The 21295-nt window shown below is 64.9% G+C and carries 14 protein-coding genes; 4 read left to right on the top strand and 10 right to left on the bottom strand.

What is annotated here, in order from left to right; all coding sequences use genetic code 11:
- The 9 genes from SB786_RS26595 to SB786_RS26635 all read right to left on the bottom strand — a co-directional run bounded on the left by SB786_RS26595 (position 1) and on the right by SB786_RS26635 (position 10052).
- Positions 1-1269 (bottom strand): HlyD family secretion protein, encoded by a 1269-nt coding sequence (locus tag SB786_RS26595; protein WP_410730078.1) that lies wholly within the window; start codon positions 1267-1269, stop codon positions 1-3.
- 20 nt (positions 1270-1289) lie between these two features.
- On the bottom strand, positions 1290-2441 hold the full coding sequence (locus SB786_RS26600; protein WP_410730079.1) for a hypothetical protein: 1152 nt from the start codon (positions 2439-2441) through the stop codon (positions 1290-1292).
- Between the two features lie 196 nt (positions 2442-2637).
- A complete protein-coding gene (locus SB786_RS26605; RefSeq protein ID WP_410730080.1) occupies positions 2638-3786 on the bottom strand; it encodes a JmjC domain-containing protein in 1149 nt (382 codons plus the stop codon).
- A 257-nt stretch (positions 3787-4043) separates the two neighbouring features.
- The gene (locus SB786_RS26610) at positions 4044-4250 is read right to left on the bottom strand and encodes a hypothetical protein (RefSeq protein WP_410730081.1); all 207 of its coding nucleotides are present in this window, start codon (positions 4248-4250) and stop codon (positions 4044-4046) included.
- A 633-nt stretch (positions 4251-4883) separates the two neighbouring features.
- Positions 4884-5993: a porin gene (locus SB786_RS26615; RefSeq protein WP_410730082.1), complete on the bottom strand. Its 1110-nt coding sequence runs from the start codon at positions 5991-5993 to the stop codon at positions 4884-4886.
- A gap of 56 nt (positions 5994-6049) precedes the next feature.
- Positions 6050-6469: a DoxX family protein gene (locus tag SB786_RS26620; RefSeq protein WP_410730083.1), complete on the bottom strand. Its 420-nt coding sequence runs from the start codon at positions 6467-6469 to the stop codon at positions 6050-6052.
- Positions 6470-6646: 177 nt separating this feature from the next.
- Entirely contained in the window at positions 6647-7924 is a 1278-nt protein-coding gene (locus SB786_RS26625; RefSeq protein ID WP_410730084.1) for a c-type cytochrome, read from the bottom strand.
- A 2-nt stretch (positions 7925-7926) separates the two neighbouring features.
- The gene (locus SB786_RS26630; protein ID WP_410730085.1) at positions 7927-9546 is read right to left on the bottom strand and encodes a GMC family oxidoreductase; all 1620 of its coding nucleotides are present in this window, start codon (positions 9544-9546) and stop codon (positions 7927-7929) included.
- Positions 9546-10052, bottom strand: coding sequence for a sugar dehydrogenase complex small subunit (locus SB786_RS26635; protein ID WP_410730086.1), 507 nt, complete (start codon positions 10050-10052; stop codon positions 9546-9548). Before SB786_RS26635 ends, SB786_RS26630 begins: the two co-directional genes overlap by 1 nt.
- 308 nt (positions 10053-10360) lie before the next feature.
- Here SB786_RS26635 and SB786_RS26640 point away from each other — a divergent pair, with 308 nt between their 5' ends.
- The 3 genes from SB786_RS26640 (at position 10361) to SB786_RS26650 (ending at position 19523) form a co-directional block, all read left to right on the top strand.
- A complete protein-coding gene (locus SB786_RS26640) occupies positions 10361-16402 on the top strand; it encodes an alpha-2-macroglobulin family protein (protein ID WP_410730087.1) in 6042 nt (2013 codons plus the stop codon).
- A 7-nt stretch (positions 16403-16409) separates the two neighbouring features.
- Positions 16410-18647, top strand: a complete 2238-nt coding sequence (gene pbpC / locus SB786_RS26645; RefSeq protein WP_410730088.1) for a penicillin-binding protein 1C — start codon at positions 16410-16412, stop codon at positions 18645-18647.
- A gap of 183 nt (positions 18648-18830) precedes the next feature.
- On the top strand, positions 18831-19523 hold the full coding sequence (locus tag SB786_RS26650) for a hypothetical protein (protein ID WP_410730089.1): 693 nt from the start codon (positions 18831-18833) through the stop codon (positions 19521-19523).
- A 35-nt stretch (positions 19524-19558) separates the two neighbouring features.
- Here SB786_RS26650 and SB786_RS26655 read toward each other — a convergent pair whose 3' ends face one another.
- Positions 19559-20806: a multidrug effflux MFS transporter gene (locus SB786_RS26655; protein ID WP_410730133.1), complete on the bottom strand. Its 1248-nt coding sequence runs from the start codon at positions 20804-20806 to the stop codon at positions 19559-19561.
- Positions 20807-21024: 218 nt separating this feature from the next.
- Here SB786_RS26655 and SB786_RS26660 point away from each other — a divergent pair, with 218 nt between their 5' ends.
- The gene (locus tag SB786_RS26660; RefSeq protein ID WP_410730137.1) at positions 21025-21177 is read left to right on the top strand and encodes a hypothetical protein; all 153 of its coding nucleotides are present in this window, start codon (positions 21025-21027) and stop codon (positions 21175-21177) included.
- Positions 21178-21295 lie beyond the last annotated feature (118 nt).

Here is a 21295-nt window from a genome sequence, read left to right on the forward strand (position 1 = left end):
TTACTGTTTGATTCTTTCCGACGCGGCCAAGAGCGGGCGCATGAGCCACTGATAGATTCGATGTTGTTCCACCATGACGTCCGCATCGATCATCAGCCCTGGCTTGAGCGCGTAGCGCATGTCATTTCCGCTCACGAACTGCCGCTCGACCCGAACCTTCACCAGATACATCGGCTCCGTTACAGACAGCTTGGATCCCAATGCGATTTCGTCCGGCATCAGTGACGTTTCGGATATGGAATAGACAATTCCCTTGCCCTGGCCGAACTGCTGATACGGGAAAGCCGAATAGCGCAGATAGACGACGTCGCCCTTTTTCACGAAGCCAATGGCGGCGGCCGGAACGAGAAGCCGGGCTTCGATCTCCGCCTGCGAAGGCACCACGAACGAGACGGGCTTGGTGCTGTCGTAGTAGGAACCGTCGACCCCCTGGATCGCCGTGACCTTTCCCGATGCAGGCGCCTTGATGATGGCGCCCTTCTGGTACTCGGCGGCGAGAATCTGCTCTTCAAGCGCCAACAGCTCGCCCTTGATCGACAAGGTGCGCTTCCCGAACTCCGACGCCTCCTTGTCCCTTTCGAAGGAAAGATTCGAGATATCCCGACTCAAGGTTTCCGACAATCTTTGCCATTCGTTGTAGTCGATCCTGCTGTTGAACGCCAGGATCGCCTTTTCCGCCATCGCATCCTCGGAGATCGCCTCCTGGGCGCGCGCCGCCTCGTATCGCCTCAAGCTTGCCGACAGCAACTCATTCTTTTTCCGTACCTCTTTGATCTGCGCGCCAAGCAGCTTCAGCTCATTCTGCTTCGAACGGATCTGATATTCGACGTTCTTCAGGCTATGCACGTAGGTCGACTTCTCGCTCTCGAGCTGCCGCTGCAGCAGTTCCTTTCGCTCGTTGAGCAGGTTGATCGCCTCGGTCGAGGTTCCCCGGTTGGCCAGGCCAAAGACTTCGGTCGACACCCGGAACAGCGGCGCGCCCTTCTTTACGATCTCCTCTTCCTTCACGAAATACTTGTTGATGATCCCCGGCTTCGGCAGATACACCGGTATCGCACCGAGCGTCGAGAACAGCTCTCCCTTTACCGCTACTCGTCTCGTGTAGGACCCGAAGATCAGGACCAGCAGGAGAGACAGGATGCAAACGAACAGCAACACGAGTATCTTTTTATACGACCGCGGAAGAAACAGCAGGACGTCGCCATAGAGATTCCTCGCGTCCTTGCGTGCATCGAGCGCTTCCCTCCTGAATAGTTCTCTCTTGTCCATCGATATCAATCATCAATCCGCTATTCCGGCCATCGGCCAAAAAAGATGTCCAAATCAGCCGTTAGATAGCCGTCGTCCGCGACGTGCTCGGCAACGAATCGCCGATGACGCTCGATAAGCCGCAGCATCCTGGATTTGAGTCTCTCTCGGTGTGCCCTTCGTGCCTCGGTATCGCGACCGCTCGTCGTGATGTACGCGTTCGCCGATTCGCACAGTCGCTCCGATGACGCACGATCGATCAGCAGCGCCCCGGACAGATTGCGGGCTCGCTTGAAGAGAAGATGCTCGAAGGGTCGCTCGTCGAGCGACAGCTTCTTGGCCACTAGGCAATGCGTCGTGGCGAAGCGCGAAAGCGGCTCCTTGAGGTTCGCGCGGGGTGGGTCGCTCTCATTGACCTGTCGCCAGGAACGACAACGCGCTGTTTCGTAGATAAGGCCATGGAATTCGAGGCTCATCATGACTTGAGCCGCTTGAATCACCCTGTCCATTTCCTGTTCGGACAGGACAACATCCGTGAACCGGGCCGCATCTCCATCGTCAGGCAGTAGCGCTTGCCGGACGATGGAGATGTATTTGACGATGGTTGCCTGGGATGCGGCGCACGCTTCATTCATGCCGATGAGATATCCGCCGTCATCCGCGTAGCAATAGATTTCCTGGGGCGTCAGGTCAATCTGCGCCAGGTCGCCCTCGTATTCAAGGGCCATGATGGCAAACAGATTGACCAGTCCGTGAAAGAAGCGCGAGACAATCGAGCACACCACGGGCACGTCGGCCTGCCCGCCAAACACTCGATTGACAAAATAGATTTCCGGCGACTTGTAGCACACGAAAGCGAGCGTATACATGTCGCCGATGCTGCCCCCGCCATCACCGATGATTTTTCTGCTGCGCAGATGCCGGGCAATTTCCTGGATAAACGCGACCACCTCGCTCTGATACCGCATCAGCGCTTGAAGCGATTCCACGTTGATTGGCTTGCGGGTGCCCGCGCGCGAGTCCTGGTAAGGACACGCCTGATAAGCCGCGCTACCAGGCTTGTGCAACATCGATCGCCCCTCCAGCACCGGACGGCCATCTGCGTCCAGGCAATCGGGAGGACAGAAAAACATGAAAATCTTGTTCTGCCTCATGAAATCGATACCGAATGGATAGGGGAGCTCGGTTTTCATCTTGTTTGTAGCGAGACACTACAATCGCACCACGTTTATCTTGCCAATCACCGATTGCGCAGCCGAATACCCGGATCAACACGAATCCGGGACCTGCCTCTCAAATTTTTCCGCTGCACGGCGAGGCAATGCCGCGCCGGATGCCACGGGCATCCAGTGCGTCACGCCATCTGCGCCAGGAAGAAATCTCTCGTATTCAGAGAATTTCGATAGCCCCGTTCGTTGCCAACGAATACAGGACTTCGGAAAGCTCGGCACGGGGGTGCTCGGGGAACTGCTCTTCGATTCGAGAAACGCTCACTTGCGGATTCGCGATTAAAAAATTCTTGAGAAGCTGCAACTCGTCCTGAAACCACACCTTGCCGTCGCTCGTGACGAGATACTCGTCCGACAGATCGCTTCTCAACACGTTGAGGCGAATCTGCGCGTCACGATCAAGCGCACCAACACTCGCGTCGCCAAGCGTTTCGAGATTCAGCCGCGTCTCGAGAATCTGGTCTGCCACGTGGGCTTCCATGAACTCGCGGTAACACGCGGGATCGTTCAAGCGCTCAGAGATTGCCTCCGCAAGCAGACGGACGGTTTCCTTGTCCTGCGCATGGTTTTCAAGCGCCATCCGAGCGTGAATACACTCCGGCAACTGCCGGAATATCCATCGTGCATAATCAACGGCAAATGCGGGGAACGTACCGATGGCGAGGTGCACCGTCGGCTCCCCAAGCGGCGTGACGTTATGCCACCAGCCGCGGGGAATATAAAAGACATCGCCTTCGTCGAGGACAAAGTCCAAATATGGTTTGTCAGGACAGGGATATTTGTCTTCGATGAACTTGCTTTGATGCATGTACAGCGGCGCCTCGAAGGAGGGTGCATACACGACCCAGCGCTTTCGCCCCTTCAGTTGCACCGCGAAAACGTCTCTCGAGTCCCAATGCTCACGGTAGGAATCCGTCTTCCCGAATGCAACATAAGCCGAGGTGACGGTCTGGCGCCCGGTAAACTGCGCCACGTCCTTCGCATAATCGTTGAACCTCGGTTCATCATAGATATGGTTCGCGACCAATGTCCCGCCCTGGCGCAGGAAACCATAGAGAGCCGGCTTATTCAGCTTGCGTCGCACGTCCCCGACATGAAAATACGTGCGCACGTACTTTTCCTTGTCGATATTTCCACTCGGGAACGAGACACGGAAGTTTTCAGACTGAGGATCGCATCTGGAGATGATGTCGTTAATGTCTGCCCAGCGAACGGCCGACGTATCAACCGCGCCCTTGATAACGAAAGGCAGTCGCTCCTGATACTTCTTCTTGAATTCCTCGGCACTGATTTTGAAATTGATTGTCATTTTTTTGCGAAGCCGATGTCAACTCTACAGGTTCTTGGCAGCGGTAATCAAGCATTAGCAGCCGACGCGATATTTTACGTGTATACGATTTCCGGCGGGCATTTGAACGCCTCTCGTTTCAAGCAAATATACGTAAGATATTATATTGAGTCGCACACTGCTTCTGCGACGCGTTACTATTTCGATTAATCAGACCGAACATCAGCCGCCAGAAGAATCCTGGCAGCCGAATCCGAAGGTTAGTCGACTAGTTCGATTTACGCATACGCGGTTCCGCAATAGGAACCGCCGGATTTCGCCGCACCTGAGATGAGCAGAATTTCATCGGACGTCAGCTCGCGAGCGAAGGCATCCATCAAGTCGCCATAGCTTGCGCGGCTGCTGTTCAGTCGCTCGAGATTGAGCTGATCAGCCGCCGATTCAATTCTGAGCTTCGAGTTCAACTGCATGCGAATGCTTGACATTTTGAATTTTCCTTACTTTTTGAAAATAAAGATTTGCTTGTGATAGCAAATCCTCCTTGCGGAAAAACGACAGCCTGACTTAGACACACGACCACCATACAGCCTCCTCATGACCCTCACTTCCAACTTCGGATCGAGCAACCGGTAGTCCGAGATAGGTATCTACCAAGCCGATGGCCATCCACAACATTTCATATTCATTACAATGCTGTGTGACAAATGCTAAAGCGTTTCACCCTCATTACGCAAGCAAATTAACCGTCTCCAACGGAATCGCCGCCCAACGCATCGACTTCACGATACTGAAAAGTGTCAAGACGTGGAGCCTGCAGCCCCCTCTCATCAGAGCTTTTCTACGTCAACCAAACTGTTGCGGCCGATTCTCGACGAGAAATTAAAAAAATTAGGGCGACTATTTCGATGAATTGAATAACCACCCTAGGCTCCCCGCCTCAGTCGAAACATTTAACGAATGTGAATTAACTGAGCACGAGTGATCCAGTCTGCCCGCTACAGTCGATCATGTGTCTATGCCAATAGCATGTGCCGCAACAACCAAAGCAAGCCACGTAAACACAAAAAGGCACGGACCTTCACTGTCCCTGCCTTTTTCACCTACGCAAACCACCCCCCTCAGAACGTATGCATCATCCCCACATACGCGCCCGTCTGCGACTCGCCCGTCATCGGGCTCGTGCCCGACGTCGCATCGCGCGGTGACGCCAGCAGCGAGAAGTTCGAATTCCCGCCATTACGCACATAAGCAACCGTCCCATACAGGAACGTCCGCTTCGACAGGTTGTACGTGGTGCCGAGCACATACATAATCGCGTGCCCAGACGGATCGTGCGACGCGTCGCCGCCACCGTCGCCCACCTTCACGTAATACCCACCGCCCGTCACGGCCCATTGCGGCGTCGCCGTATACGTCGCACCGAGCCAGTAATGATCCGCGCGATCGGCGACGCCGGCCGGGCTGTCCGGTGCCTGGTAATGCGTATACGCGCCCTGGATCTTGAACTTCGACACCTTCACGTTCGCGCCGACGAAATACTCGCGCGACGCGGTGAAGATGTTGCTGAACTTGCCGTTGTTGTCGCGCAGTTCGTCGTAGATGCCGCGCACGTCGAGCACCGGCGAATGGTACGAGATCATGATCCCGTCCGAGCGGCCGAAGTCATCGGCCGCGCCGTAGTTGAAGCCGCGCGACTGGTTACCGAACGCGTACTGCGCCTGCACGTCGAAGCCGCCGATCACCGGGCTGTGATATTCGATGTTGTTGCTGCTCTGCTGCCAGTTGCGGCCGCGCACGAGCGACGCCGACGAAAACGCCTGCTGCACGAACGGATCGAATTCCCACACGCCGTCGCTGTCGATGAACAGGTTGCGGCCGGCCTGCAGCTGGCCCCACGTGTCGCTCTTCAGCCCGACATACGCGCGGCGCGACCACATGCGTCCACCGCCCGTCGTGCCGTTCATCACCTGGAACGCGGTTTCCAGGTTGAAGACCGTCGACATCCCGCCGCCGAGATCCTCGAAACCCTTCAGCCCGAACATGCTGGTGCCCCAGTCGCCGCCTTCCGCGCTCCAGCGCGTCGAGCTGCCGTTCGGCGTCGCGATGTGGTTCAGGTATTCGACGCCACCGTCGATACGGCCGTACAGCGTCACACTTGTTTGTGCGAATGCAGCCGCCGGTGCGGCGGCCGCGATCAGCCATCCTAGATGTTTGAGTCGCAAAATCATGCCTCCTCGCAGTCTGGACCGTCCGACACGCGCCCAATGCCCGCGCCGAGGTCCCGTCACCCGCGATCGATCGAAAAACGTCCGGGGCCCGCCGCGCACAGCGCGAGCAGGCCGCCGGAGATCGCGATGTTCTTGTAGAAGTGAATCATGTTGTTCATCTGCTCGCCGCCCGTCATCGTCCAGTAGTGGTGGCCGATGAGCGCGGTGCCGATCGTATACAGTGCAAGCAGCAGCGCAAGCGGCCGCGTCTGGAAGCCGACGAGGAGCGCGATGCCGACGAACAGCTCCATCACGACGGCGATCGCCGCCGAGATGATCGGCGCGGGCGCGCCCTCGCTTCCCATGAACGCGATCGTGCCGGAGAAGTCGACGATCTTCTTCCAGCCGAACATCACGAACAGGATCACGAGCAGGATTCGGGACAGCAGCAGCAGCACATCGCGTTGGGACGCGAGAAACGGTTGATTCGGTGTCATGGTGTGATCAACGAAAGCGATGCGCGAACCGCGCGCACCGGATTGCCAACGAACCAGGACAGGCGGCCGCCAGTGCCGCCCGCCCCGCTCTGCAACAACCGGCATCGGGGCCCGCCCGATGTGCTGTGCTCCTCCTCTTTGAATGTTGCGCTGCTTCCTACCGCTTCGTGCCCGGCCTCAACGCGCCTTCGCGACGTCCTGCTCGGTCACCTTCGCGGCCGGATTGCCGAACTGCCCCGTCAGGTAGTTCGCGAGCGCGGCGATCTGCGCATCCGACAGCTCGTTGCGGAACGCGGGCATCCCGACGTCCTCGCTACCGGCCTTGCGCTGCACGCCGTTCAGGATCACCTGCACGAGGTTCGTCGGATTCGACGCGCCCACCGTCGAGTTGTGGAACAGCGACGGGTAATAGCCGTCCGGCGTGCCCTTGCCCTGCATCTGGTGACAGGTCGCGCAGTTGCCGAGATACAACCGCGCCGGATCGATGCCCGACGATGCGAGCGGCACGCCGCGCAGCTTCAGGCCGTCTTCCGCCGGCTTGCCCCATGACGAACGCGACTGCTTCGCGTCGCCGCTGGCCACCGCCGGCACCGTACGGATGTAGGTTGCGATCGCACCGATGTCGGCGTCGGTCATCTTCGAGAAGCTGTGCTCGACCGCCTCGGCCATCGGGCCGGCCGCCTGCGCGACGCCCGGCACGCTGCCGGTACGCAGGTACTGGACGAGCTGCTGCTGCGTCCAGCCGCCGATCCCCGCGTGCGGATCCGACGTGATGTTGTAGCCGTGCCAGCCCGCCAGCACCGAACCCGACAGGAAGCTGCCGCCGGTCTCGTCGAGCGACTTCTCCTGCATCGCGATGCCGCGCGGCGTGTGGCACGTGCTGCAGTGCGCGAGGCCCTGCACCAGGTACGCACCTCGGTTCCACTCGGCACTCTGCGACGGCTTCGGCTGGTACGCGCCGTCCTTCAGGAACAGCCAGTTCCAGATCTTCAGCGGCCAGCGCATGCTCAGCAGCGGCGGAATCTCGTTCTTCGGCGGCGCCTGCTTGACCGGCTCGACGCCGTGCATGAAGTACGCGTACAACGCCTGCACGTCGTCGTCGTTGACCTTCGCGTACGACACGTACGGCATCGCCGGGTACAGGTTGGCGCCGTTCTTCGACACGCCGTGACGCACCGCGCGCTCGAAGTCGTCGAACGTCCAGTTGCCGATGCCCGTGTCGGGGTCCGGCGTGATGTTGCTCGTGTAGATCTTGCCGAGCATCGGCACCGGCATCGCGAGGCCGCCGGCGAACGGCTTGCCGCCCTTCGCGGTGTGACAGGCCATGCAGTCGCCCGCGACCGCGAGATATTCGCCGCGCTTGATCTGCGCGGGATCGGCCGAATCGGCCGCGCGCACGAGCCCCGGCAGCGCGAGGCTGCCGGCGAGGAGGAAGGTGAGAGTAGATTTCCGCACGGTCAGACTTCCTTCTTCAGCGTGTCCGACATCCGCAGCGCCAGCGCCGCGATCGTCAGCGTCACGTTCACCGTACCGACGGTCGGCATCGTCGAGCTGCTCGAGATGAACAGGTTCGGATGGTCGAACGTGCGGCAGTCCTTGTCGACGACCGAGTCGCGTGCATCCGCGCCCATGATCGTCGAGCCCGTGATGTGGTTGTTCGGCGCGAACTCGTCGTTGAACACGACCTCGGTGCCGCCCAGCACCTTCGCAGCCGTCGCGTACACCTCGCGCGTATGCACGGCGCCGCGCTTCACGTAGTCGTCGATCGCATACGTGATTTCCGGGCGCGGAATGCCGATCGCGTCGGTGGCCGTCTTGCTCGGCACGATGCGGTTCTCGGGCTGCGGCAGGATTTCGTGGAAGCAGTCGAATTGCACGTAGCGCGCGGAACGATCGCGGATCTGCGCGTCGAGCTCGTCGGACTTCATCAGCTTGCCGGCCTTGAAGATCTTCTGCGTCTCCTGGTTGATGCGCGACATGTTCGACAGGTGGATCTTCTTCGCGGCTTCGGTCGCGCGGAACGGGCCGTCGCGGAAGCCGATCAGCGACGTCATCTCCTGCGGGCCGCGGCCCGGCCACAGCTTGTCGCTCGCATAGAACGACACGCCCGTGCCCGGGTGGTCCATCAGGTTGCGCCCGACCATGTCGGAGCTGTTCGCGACGCCGTTCGGGAAATCGCGGTTCGCCGACATCAGCAGGATCTTCGGCGTCTCGATGCCGTTCGCGGCCACCACGAAGTACTTGCCTTCGACGCGATGGTCGGCGCCCGTCTTGTCCTTGTAGATCGCGGCGACGATGCGCTTGTCAGGACCGGTCTCGAGCTTGTAGACGACCGCGCTGTCGATCAGCTTCGCGCCCGCCTGCTCGGCCTTCTCGACGTGCACGATGCCGTTGTACATCGCGCCGATCGGGCAGATCGGCATGCAATTGTTGTTCCCGCAACAAGTCGGCCGGCCGTCGTACGGGCGGCTGTTGCGCGCGACCGGCTCGGTCACCACGTGGAACTTCGGGTCATAGCCGTTGAGCGCGCTCTTGATCGTCTGCTCGTTGAACGACAACGGCAGCGGCGGCATCGGGTACGCCTGCTTGCGCGGCGAGTACAGGTCTTCCTCGGGGCCGGGGCCCCACACGCCGAGCTCTTCCTCGGCGCGCTGGTAGTAGTGCTCGAGGTCGTCGTACTGGATCGGCCAGTCACGGCCGACGCCGTACACCGTCTTCATCTTGAAGTCGTTCGGGATGAAGCGCCACGCCGACGCGGCCCAGTGCCACGTCGTGCCGCCCACCGCACGGATGTACTGCGAGTTGAACTTGTGCTCGCCCTTCAGGACCAGGTAGTCGTTCGGCGGGCCGTATTCCGGATGCGGCGCCCACGGGCTCGACGGGTACGGCGCCATGAAGTCCGTCTTGTCGGGCTGGTTGCGGAAGCGCTCGACGATCTCGCCGCGCGGCATGCGCGGGCCTGCTTCGAGCAGGATCACCGACTTGCCCGCCATCGCGAGCTGGTGCGCGACGATCGCGCCTGCGACACCGGACCCGACGACCACGACGTCGGCCTTTTGCGTATCGGTATCCGCCATCAGGCTTGCCTCTCGATCGGTTTTTCGGCCCAGAAGCCGGGTTTGTTGGGGCAATACGAAGGAATCACGAGCGTATCGGACACGACGCTGAACATTAATGCTTCTTCGTAAGTAATCACGACGTTGTCGACGATGCCGAGATACCACGCGCCGAGAATCGACAGCGCGGAGGCCTGCTGATCGGAATCCAATGAACCGGACGCGAGCGCGCCGGCGAGTTGCGACAGGCCGTCGGCCGTCTTGAACGAACCCTTCTGCAACGCGTGCAGGAAGCGTTCGCCGAGCACGCGGCTCAGCCCTTTCTTGCCTGTCAGTGCTTCGGAGAGCGTCATGAACGTATCGAGCGGCGCGGCGCCGGGATTATCGGCCAGGGCCCGCAACGCCAGCGAGCCAGTGAGGCCCGCCGCCGTCAGCGCCAGTGCGCCCTGCAGCCATTGACGCCGCGTGACGCCGGATACGGTTGCGTCGCTTGCGCGACGCGAGTGGGGAGTGTTGTCGTTGTGCATGTTTCCTTCTCTCGAACACCGGATTCGGGAAAACCACGCTTGATATTTCTCAAACTTTCGCGCGGCCCTGAAATGTACGCGCACAATTCGATTCGGACAATGCTTTTATAGTCCATTAAATGTTCCGCAATCCGTGACAATCGACATTTCCCCGCATCTTTGTGTCGTCGACGCGACAATTCTGCATCGGGACGCAGGGTGTCGCAAGCCGACGACACGCGCCGTCCCATCCCGTCATCCGCTCGCATGCGCGTCGGTTAGAATCCCGTGCAATCAAACAGAAAGCTTCCCTCCGAGGGCATCGAGCGATGAAGCAGCACGATAAACACAACAACACGCATCAACCCAATCACACCACACGGCTACTCTGGCGCATCGGCGCGATCGCGGCGCTCGGCGCCGCCGCGGCACTGTCGCTCCATGCGCTCGCGGCGCGCACCGTGAGCGTGTCGCCGCAAGGCACGGTCACCGAAGTCCGGCAAAGCGTCGTCAAGTTCGACGAGCCGATGGTCGCGTTCGGCTCGGCGTCCGCGCCGAACCCCGCGCGCATGACCTGCAACGATTCCACCGCCGCGCGCGGCCAGGGCCACTGGCTGGACGACAAGACCTGGGTCTACGATTTCGAGAACGACCTGCCGCCGGGCGTGCGCTGCTCGGTCGCGCTCAACGACACGCTGCGCTCGGTCGCCGGCAATGCGGTGAGCGGCCCGCGCCGCTTCACGTTTCAAACCGGCGGCCCGTTCCCGGTGACGGTGCGCCCCGGCTCGCGCGAGATCGAGGAGCGGCAGGTCTTCGTGCTGAAGCTGAACGGCCCGGCCGAGCCGCGTTCCGCGCTCGCGAACATCTGGTGCGAGGCGGCCGGCATCGGCAACCGCATCCCCGTCACGGCCGCCGACGACGATACCCGCAACGCGCTGCTCGACCACTTCGGGCTGAAGAAGGACGCCGCGCGCGTGCTGACGCTGTCGTGCGCGCAGGCGCTGCCCGCGAGCGCGAAAATGCAGCTCGTCTACGGCAAGGGCGTCGCGAGCCCGAGCGGCATCGCGAACGACACCGAGCGCCGCTTCGACTTCACGGTGCGCGCCCCGTTCGCCGCGAGCTTCTCGTGCGAACGCGAGAACGCGAAGGCGCCGTGCACGCCGCTGCGCCCGCTGACGCTGTCGTTCAACGCGCCGATCTCGCGCAAGAACGCCGAGGCGATCAAGCTGCGCGGTCCTGACGGTTCCCTTTCGCCAACCTTCCGGGCCGACGACCACAGCGACGAAGTGACGACCGTCACGTTCAACCCGCCGCTGCCCGCGCAGGCGAACCTGACGATCGAGCTGCCGTCCGGCCTGCGCGACGTGACCGACCGCGCGCTCGCGAATGCCGATCTGTTCCCGCTCGCGACGCGCACCGCGCCGATGCCGCCGCTCGCGAAATTCTCGTCGGGCACCTTCGGGATCGTCGAGCGTTTCGCCGAACCCGATACGCCGGCGCTCGTGCCGGTCACGCTGCGCAACGTGGAGGCCGACCTGCATATCGCCGGCCTCAACACGCGCGGCGCGCAATTCTCGAACCTGAAGGTGGACGACGACACCGCGATCCGCCAATGGATGCGCACCGTCGAGCGCTTCGACAATTGGGCGATGACGGCCGGCACGATCGACGAGCGCATGCCGGGCCTGCTCCGGCGCACGGGCCAGCACCCCGTCTACGTGCCGCTCGAGGCCGGTGAAAAGATGCCCGCGCCGCAGAATCGCCGCATCGACGTGCGCTCGCTGTCGCTGCTCACCGGCGAGCCGGGGGCGCAGGCGCTGACGCTGCCGAAGGCCGATCCGAAGGCGCTGCGTCCGTTCGAGGTCGTCGGCGTGCCGATCGACAAGCCCGGTTTCTACGTGCTCGAACTCGCGTCGCCCGCGCTCGGCCGCTCGCTGCTCGCGAAGCCGTCGAGCATGTACGTGCGCACCACCGTGCTCGTCACGAACCTGGGCGTGCATCTGAAACAGGGCCGCGAGAACAACCTCGTGTGGGTCACGACGCTCGACAAGGGCAAGCCCGTGCCGAACGCGCGGATTCGCGTGTCGGATTGCAACGGCGACGAGATCGCGGCCGGCAAGACCGATGCGCAGGGCCTGCTGAAGATCGACGGTCAATTCGAGCCGAAGCACGAATGCAGTCAGTCGGAACGCTTCGACGACTATTTCGTGTCGGCGCGCGTCGACGATCCGAAGACGGGCCCCGACATGGCGTTCGTCAGCTCGAACTGGAACCGCGGGATCGAATCGTGGCGCTTCAACGTGCCGACCGATACCGGCAGCGAACCGACCGTGCGTGCGCATACCGTGTTCGACCGCACACTCCTGCGGGCCGGCGAAACCGTGTCGATGAAGCACTTCCTGCGCACCGAGACGCTGCAGACCCTCGCGTTCCCGGCCCAATATCCAACGCGCGTGAAGATCCGCCATCTCGGCTCCGACCAGACCTACAAGCTGCCGCTCGCGTGGTCGGCCGACCACAGCGCGGACACGCAATTCCCTCTGCCGCCCGCGGCCAAGCTCGGCGAATACAGCGTCACGCTCGAAGGCGGCCCGGACGATGCGCCGACCACCAGCTACTACAGCGGCAGCTTCCGCGTCGAGGCGTTCCGCCTGCCGGTGCTCAAAGGGTCGATCGGCGCGCGCGACGCGCAGAAGAGCCCGCTCGTCGCGGTCAAGGAAGCGCCGCTCGCGGTGCAGATCGACTACGTGTCGGGCGGCGGCGCATCGAACCTGCCGGTACAGGTGTCGGCGCTGATGAAGTGGGCGTCGCCGCCGTTCGCGGATCGCTTCGAGGACTTCAGCTTCACGCCCTATCGTCCGGAGCGCGGCGACGGCAACGCCGACGACGATTCGCAGGACGGCGACAACGCGTCGGCCGCGAACAACGATCCCGACGCGACCCGGCTGATCGCGGACAAGCTGCCGCTGACGCTCGACCGCAACGGTGCGGGCTCGGTCACGCTCAAGGGCCTGCCCGACGTCGACGCGCCGAAGCGCATCGCGCTCGAGGCGACGTTCGCGGACCCGAACGGCGAAGTGCAGACGATCCGCGGCGACACGATCCTGTGGCCGGCCGCGGTGGTGGCCGGCATCAAGGCCGGCCGCTGGGTGTCGGTGGGCCAGCGCGTGCCGGTGCAGGCGCTCGCGGTCGACCTGCAGGGCAAGCCGCGTGCGTCGGTGTCGATCGAGATCAAGGGCGTCGCGCACGTCACGACGTCGTCGCGCAAGCGAATGGTCGGCGGCTTCTATGCGTACGACAACAAGAGCGACACGCGCGACCTCGGCGTGCTGTGCTCGGGCAAGACCGACGACAAGGGCCGCATGGCCTGCGATGCGACGCTCGAACAGGCCGGCAACGTCCAGTTGATCGCGGTCGCGAAGGACGGCGACGGCCGCACGTCGAACGCGTCGACGTCCGTATGGGTCACGCGCGAGGACGAACTGTGGTTCGGCGGCGACAACACCGACCGGATCGACGTGATTCCGGAGAAGACCTCCTACGAGCCGGGCGAAACGGCCCGCTTCCAGGTGCGCATGCCGTTCCGCTATGCCACGGCGCTCGTCGCGGTCGAGCGCGGCGGCGTGATGGAAACGCACATCGTCGAACTGAACGGCAAGAACCCGACCGTCGACCTGAAGGTCGGCGAATCGTGGGGACCGAACGTCTACGTGTCGGTGCTCGCGTTGCGCGGCCGGATTCGCGAGGTGCCGTGGTACTCGTTCTTCACGTGGGGCTGGAAGGCACCGGTGGAATGGGCGCGCGCGTTCTGGCGCGAAGGCCGTCACCATGAGGCGCCGACCGCGTTCGTCGACCTGTCGAAGCCCGCGTTCCGCTATGGCCTCGGCGAGATCAAGGTCGGCACCGGCGTGCATCGTCTCGGCGTGACCGTGACGACCGACGCGACGCGCTACACGGTGCGCGGCAAGGCGCAGGCGCACGTGAAGGTCACGCTGCCGAACGGCCAGCCCGCGCCCGCCGGCACGCAGATCGCGGTCGCGGCCGTCGACGAGGCGCTGCTCGAACTGATGCCGAACAACAGCTGGGACCTGCTCGACGCGATGCTGCAACGACGCGCGTACGGCGTCGAGACGGCCACCGCGCAGATGGAAATCGTCGGCCGCCGCCACTTCGGCCGCAAGGCCGTGCCGGCCGGCGGCGGCGGCGGCAGCGCGCCCACGCGCGAGCTGTTCGACACGCTGCTGCTGTGGAATCCGCGCGTGACGCTCGACGCGAACGGCAGCGCAAGCGTCGAGGTGCCGCTGAACGACGCGCTCACGCGCTTCCGGATCGTCGCCGTCGCGGCGGTCGGCGCCGACCGCTTCGGCACCGGCAGCACGTCGATCCGCAGCACGCAGGATCTGCAACTGATCTCCGGCCTGCCGCCGCTCGTGCGCGAAGGCGATGCGTTCCGCGCGCAGGTCACGCTGCGCAACACGACCGACCGCGCGATGCAGGTGGTCGTGACGCCGCGCGTGACGGGGCTCGACGTCGCGCCGCAAACCGTGTCGCTCGCAGCCAACGCGGCGACCGAGGTCGCGTGGACGATCACCGTGCCCGAGCAGGCGCTCGACGCGGCCGGCGCGCTGAACTGGCGGATCGAGGCGGCCGAGCAAGGCGGCAAGCGCGCGGCCGATGCACTGGCCGTCGCGCAGAAGGTCGTGCCCGCACTGCCGGTGACCGTGCAGCAGGCCACGCTCACGCAGGTCGACGGCACCCTGACAGTGCCCGTGTCGGCCCCGGCCGGCGCCGTCAACAACGCGCAGGGCGCGCCGCGCGGCGGCATCGCCGTGTCGCTGCAGTCGAAGCTCGCGGACGGCCTGCCCGGCGTGCGGCGCTGGTTCGAGCGCTATCCGTACCGCTGCCTCGAACAGCAGACGTCGCGTGCGATCGGCCTGCACGACGCCGCGCAATGGCAGGCGCTGGTCGCGCGGATGCCCGTCTACCTCGACAGCGACGGGCTCGCGAGCTATTTCCCGCCGTCGTCTGACGATGCGCACTACGGCAGCCCGACGCTGTCGTCGTACCTGCTCGTGGTCGCCGACGAAGCCGGCCGCCTCGACCCGCGCTTCGCGCTGCCGGAAGACCTGCGCACGCAGCTCGAAGCCGGACTCGCGCGCTTCATCGACGGCCGCATCGAACGCAACGCATGGGCGCCGCGCCAGGATCGCGACCTGCGCAAGCTGGCCGCGATCGAGGCGCTGTCGCGTTACGGTGCCGCGCAAGGCCGCATGCTCGGCTCGATCGAGATCGCGCCGAACCAGTGGCCGACGTCGGCGGTGATCGACTATCACGCGATCCTCACGCGCGTGAAGGACATCCCGCAGCGCGACGAGAAACGCGCGCAGGTCGAGCAGATCCTGCGCGCCCGCCTCACGTACCAGGGCACGCAGCTCGTGTTCTCGACCGCGCGCGACGACGACCTGTGGTGGCTGATGACGAGCAACGAGACCAACGCCGCGCGCCTCGCGCTGGAATTCGCGGGCGACCCGGCGTGGAAGGACGAGATGCCGCGCGTGACGGCCGGCCTGCTCGCGCTGCAACGCCAGGGCGCGTGGCAGACGACGACGTCGAACGCACTCGGCCAGCTCGCGGTCGAGCGCTTCTCGCGCACCTACGAGAGCGTGCCGGTCGCCGGCACGACGAAGGTCGCGCTCGGCGGCAACGAGCGTGCGATCCCGTGGTCGCAGGCAGGCGCGGCCGCGCCCGCCGATACGCCCGCGTCGGCCACGCCCGCGACCCGCGCCGCCGCCGCGCGCAGCGTGCTGATGCCGTGGCCGCGTGCGTCGCAGGCGCCAGCGACCCTGTCCGTCACGCAGGACGGCACGGGCCGCCCGTGGGCGACCGTCGAGAGTCTCGCGGCCGTGCCGCTGCGCTCGCCGTTCGCTGCGGGCTACCGGATCACGAAGACCGTCACGCCCGTGTCGCCCGCCGTCAAGGGCGTGCTGACGCGCGGCGACGTCGTGCGCGTGCATCTCGACATCGATGCGCAGAGCGACATGACGTGGGTCGTCGTCAACGATCCGATTCCGTCCGGCGCGACGATTCTCGGCTCGGGCCTCGGCCGCGACTCCGAGGCCGCGACGCAGGGCGAGAAATCCCCGGACGGCGCATGGCCGGCGTTCATCGAGCGCGACTTCGACGGCTACCGCGCGTATTACGACTATCTGCCGAAGGGCAAATTCGCGGTCGAGTACACGGTGCGGCTGAACAACGTCGGCACCTTCGGGCTGCCGCCGACGCGCGTCGAGGCGCTGTACGCGCCGTCCGTGTACGGCCTGTGGCCGAACCCGCCGATGACCGTGAAGCCGGCCGACGCAGGCAAGTCGTGAGTACGCGATGATCGATCTGGTTTTGCCGCGGCCGGCGCGCTTCGCCGGCCGCGTATTCGTCGCCGTCGTGCTGGCCGCGCCGCTCGTCGCGCACGCGCTGTCCGGCTACGACGACGTGCGGCGCGGCTGGCGCAGTTCCGACTGGGTGCTGCTCGCGCGCGACGGCACGCCGCTGCAGCGCACGCGCGTCGATCTCACCGAACGGCGCGGCGACTGGGTGTCGCTCGCCGACGTGTCGCCCGCGTTCCGCGAGGCGATCGTCGTGTCCGAGGACAAGCGTTTCTACGAACACAGCGGCGTCGACTGGCGCGGCATCGCCGGCGCGGCGTGGGGCAACCTGTGGAACGAGCGCACGCGCGGCGCGTCGACCGTGACGATGCAGCTCGCCGGGCTGCTCAGCGATTCGCCGCGCCGCTCGGGTCAGCGCTCGCTGCCGCAGAAGGCCACCCAGGCGATGAACGCGCTGCTGCTCGAACGCGGCTGGCGCAAGGACCAGATCCTCGAGGCCTATCTGAATCTCGTGCCGTTTCGCGGCGAGACGGTCGGGCTCGCCGCGCTGTCGCAGGTGCTGTTCGGCAAGGCGCCGTCCGGCCTCGACGCACGCGAAGCCGCGATTGCCGCGGCGCTGGTGCGCGCGCCGAACGCGGCGCCCGCGAAGGTCGCCGAGCGGGCCTGCCGGATCCTGCGCGACATGCATGCGGAACAGGCCTGCGCGTCGCTCGACGGCTACGTGCAGCTCGTGATCGCGCGCCCGGCCAACGCCGTGCGGGACGACGGCGCCGCCCTCGCCCCGCACTTCGCGCGCCGCATCGCGGCCGAGGTCCGACCCGCGGCCGGCGCGCAGGTGCGCACGACGCTCGACGCGCCGCTGCAGCGCTTCGCGCGCGACACGCTGACGCGCGCACTGACCGAGCTCAACGCGCCCGCGCACCGGCGCAACGTGCAGGACGGCGCGGTCGTCGTGATCGACAACCCGAGCGGCGAGATTCGCGCGTGGGTCGGTTCGTCGGGGGCGTTGTCGAGCGCACGCGACGTCGACGCCGTGCTCGCGCCGCGCCAGGCCGGCTCGACGCTCAAGCCGTTCCTCTACGCGCAGGCGATCGACGAGAAGCGGCTGACGGCCGCGTCGCTGCTCGACGACGCGCCGATCAACCTCGCGGCCGGCGGCGGCCTCTACATTCCGCAGAACTACGACAAGGATTTCAAGGGCTGGGTGAGCGTGCGCACCGCGCTCGGCGGCTCGCTGAACGTGCCGGCCGTGCGCACGCTCGTGCTCGTCACGCCGCACCGCTTCGCGCGCACGCTGACCGCGCTCGGCCTGCCGCTCGAGCAGGAAGGCGACTATTACGGCTTCAGCCTCGCGCTCGGCAGCGCGGACGTCACGCTGCTGTCGCTGACCAATGCGTATCGCGCGCTCGCGAACGGCGGCGTCGCACGCCAGGTCGTCGACCTGCCTGCGCCGGCGCCCGCTTCCGGCGCGTCGACACCGGGACATGCGGACAACGGCACGCGCGTATTCAGCGAAGCGGCCAGTTTCGTCGTCACCGACATCCTTTCCGACAACAACGCGCGGGTGCGCACGTTCGGCTTCGATAACCCGCTCGCGACACGCTTCTTCTCGGCGGTCAAGACCGGCACGAGCAAGGACATGCGCGACAACTGGACCGTCGGCTTCACGTCGCGCTATACGGTCGGCGTGTGGGTCGGCAATGCGGACGGTTCACCGATGTGGGACGTGTCGGGGGTGACGGGCGCGTCGCCGGTGTGGTCGGCCGTCGTCGGCTACCTGCATCGCGACCTGCCGAGCCGTGCGCCGAAAGCGCCGGCCGGCGTCGAAACGCGCCGCATCGCGTTCGAGCGCGACGTCGAGCCGTCGCGCAACGAGTGGTTCGTCGCGGGCACGGCGCTCGACACGATCCGGCTCGCGGCGCCCGTCACGCCGGGCAAGGACGGCGCGCGCGCGCCGCTGGCGATCGGCGCGCCGACCGACGGCACGATCTTCGCGATCGATCCGGACATTCCGCCGAAGAACCAGCGGATCTGGTTCGAGCGGTCGTCCGGGCATGCCGCGCGCTTCGCATGGCGGCTCGACGACAAGGTGATCGGGCACGCCGACCGCATCGCGTGGATGCCGTGGCCTGGCCGGCACCGGCTGGAGCTCGTCGACGCGCGCGGCAACGTCGCGGATGCGATCGGCTTCGAGGTGCGCGGCGCGTTCGCGAAGCCGGCCGCGCGCAAGCCCTGAGCGGGTGAGCCGGCCGCGTTCGCGTTCGGCGGCCGGGTGCGAATCGATTGCCGGTGCGCTCGGAAAATTCGCGCTCCTGCGTCAAAACGGGCAAGCAACGCCCCGATTCGGCACCTAGAATGTGAGCAGGGCCGTATGCCCTGCGCTCACCGGTTGTCTTCTTCCCCCCGATCGCCCGCGACCATGAATATTCGCCCGCCGCACTTCACTCGCCCCGCGCTGGGCGCACTTTGCGTCGCCGCCCTCGCGACACTTGCGGGCTGCAACGGCGAGGCCTGCTTCGGCGTCGATGCCTGCTTCAACGACAACAACACGCAGACCGTCGCGCTGTCCGGCACGGCCGCCACGGGCGCCGCGCTCGCGAGCGCATCGGTGACGGTGAGTTGCGCGCAGGGCTCGGCGACGACGCTGACCGACGGCGGCGGCAACTACCGCGTGACCGTCAACGCCACGCTGCCGTGCGTGATCAGCGTCGCGTCGGGCGGCACGAGCCTGCATTCGCTCGCCTACGCGGGCGGCACCTTCAACACGACGCCCGAAACCGAGTTGATGCTCGTCTATCTCGCGGCGCAACTCGGCACGAACACGGCCGGGCTGATCGGCAATTTCCAGGGGAGTCGGCACTTCCAGCAGGCGATGGGCGATCCGGGCATCGTGCAGGCCGCGCAGTCGGCCGTCGTGACGAATCTCCAGCAGCGCTACCCGGTCACGCTCGCGACGCCGGCGTTTCTGACCACGCCGTTCGTGGTCGGGCAACCCGGCGTCGACAGCGATCTCGTTGCGCTGGGCAAGGCTGGGGCGATCGACTCGAACGGCATGCCGGATCCGGTTGCCATTTCGCTGTTGACGCAGGCCGGCGCCGCGCATCCGCTATAAACGCAAAGCTCCCGCGCGGTACCGGTTGATGCGGCTTACGCCGCCTCCCCGCTCCCGCAAGCGACGCTCGCGGCCTGCTGCTGGGTCAGGTAGCGCAGCAGCTTCGTCACCATCCACACGACGATGAACGACAGCGCGACGAAGAACACCGCGAGCGGCGTCAGCACCTGCACCGACACGAAGCCGGCCAGCCCCATCATCGCGGACGACACGAGCAGCAACGCGCACCCGAGGATCGCGCTCGTCAGCCCCGCGATATGCGGAAACAGCGAATTGCCCTTCGCCATCAGCGTCGGATACATCGCACCCGCGCAGAAGCCCATCACGAGCACCGGCGTCGCGAGCGTCCACACGCGCAGGCCGACGGTCAGCGCCAGCACGAGCATCACGACCGCCGCCACCGCCATCACGCGCGCGCCGATGCGCAGCCGCTGCTCGGCGCTCGGCAGCCCGCGCCCGTGAATCCGGTTCGACAGCCCGCCGAGGAAATACATCAGCCCGATTCCGAGCGCGAGATAGCCGAAGAAGGTCGGCGGCTTGTGCAGCGTGGTCTGCACCATGAACGGCCCGACGATGTTGAACACCAGCAGGATGCTGTAGCACAGCCCCTGTGCGAGGAAGCAGCTGTGGAACACCGGGCTCGCGAGCACCTTGCCCGCGTTCGCCATCAGCGTGCGCGGCTCGAGATGGACCGGTTTCGGCAAGGTTTCCCGGTAGTGCCACAACAGCGCCCACATCACCAGCGAATACACCAGCAGGAACACGAGGCACGCGCGCCAGCCGAACCATTCCTGCAGATGCGCGCCGATCACCGGCGCGATGATTGGCGCGAGCCCCCACGCGATCGACATGTAGGTGAACGCATGCATCAGCGCCTGGCCCGAGAACGAGTCGGTGATGATCGCCTTCGCGAGCAGGTTCGTGGTCGCGATCCCGAAGCCCTGCAGGCAGCGCGCCAGCACGAACGTCTCCAGGTTCGGCGCGCCGAGCGACAGCAGGCAGCCGATCGTATAGATGACGAGCCCGAACGCGAGCACGCGCTTGCGTCCGTACGCGTCGGCCACCGGGCCGAAGACCAGCTGGCCGAGCGCATAGGCGGCCATGTAGCCGGACACGCTCGACTGGATCGCCTGCGGCGTGGTCGCGAACGAGCGCGCCATGTCGGGCAGCGCGGGCACGTAGATGTCGATCGCAAGCTGGCCGGCGGAGGCGAACAGGCAAATCAGGAACAACAGGAAGCGCGGCGAGTTCGATTCGCGCGCGGGAGTGAGCGAGGCGTTCATGACGACCGGGAAGGATTCCGACAGCGGGGACACGCGCCCGCTTGTTCGAATATCGAACAGCGGTGCGCGGCGAAGCGAAGCGCGTATTGTGCCTGTTGTGGCGCGGCGCGACGGCAAATACCATGGCGCGGGAGAGGTTGAAATGCCGATTGCGGCATATCCCGAAACGCGCAAAACGGGCCGTTCGTGGGGCAGGTCGCGCAGTATCAGATGGAAGGGTGCCCACGCCTCAGATGGTCGCGATGCAGCAGATGATGGCGCTGCAGCACGTCGCGCTCGGCAACGCGTTCGCGATGCCGCTGTGGGCAATGCCGGAACCGGTCGCCGCGATCGCGCCGCCGCCCCGTCACTCGGTGCTTTCCACTGATTGACACACCTCCCCGCCTTCACCCTATACTCCGCGAAGCGCCAATATATTGTTGAACAATCCAGCATGAAAATTGACGCGTGAGCGGCCACCACAAAGGGCTACAGCCGGATCGCCGCACC

The sequence above is a fragment of the Burkholderia sp. SIMBA_062 genome (genome assembly GCF_046534765.1).
Classification (GTDB): domain Bacteria; phylum Pseudomonadota; class Gammaproteobacteria; order Burkholderiales; family Burkholderiaceae; genus Burkholderia; species Burkholderia ambifaria.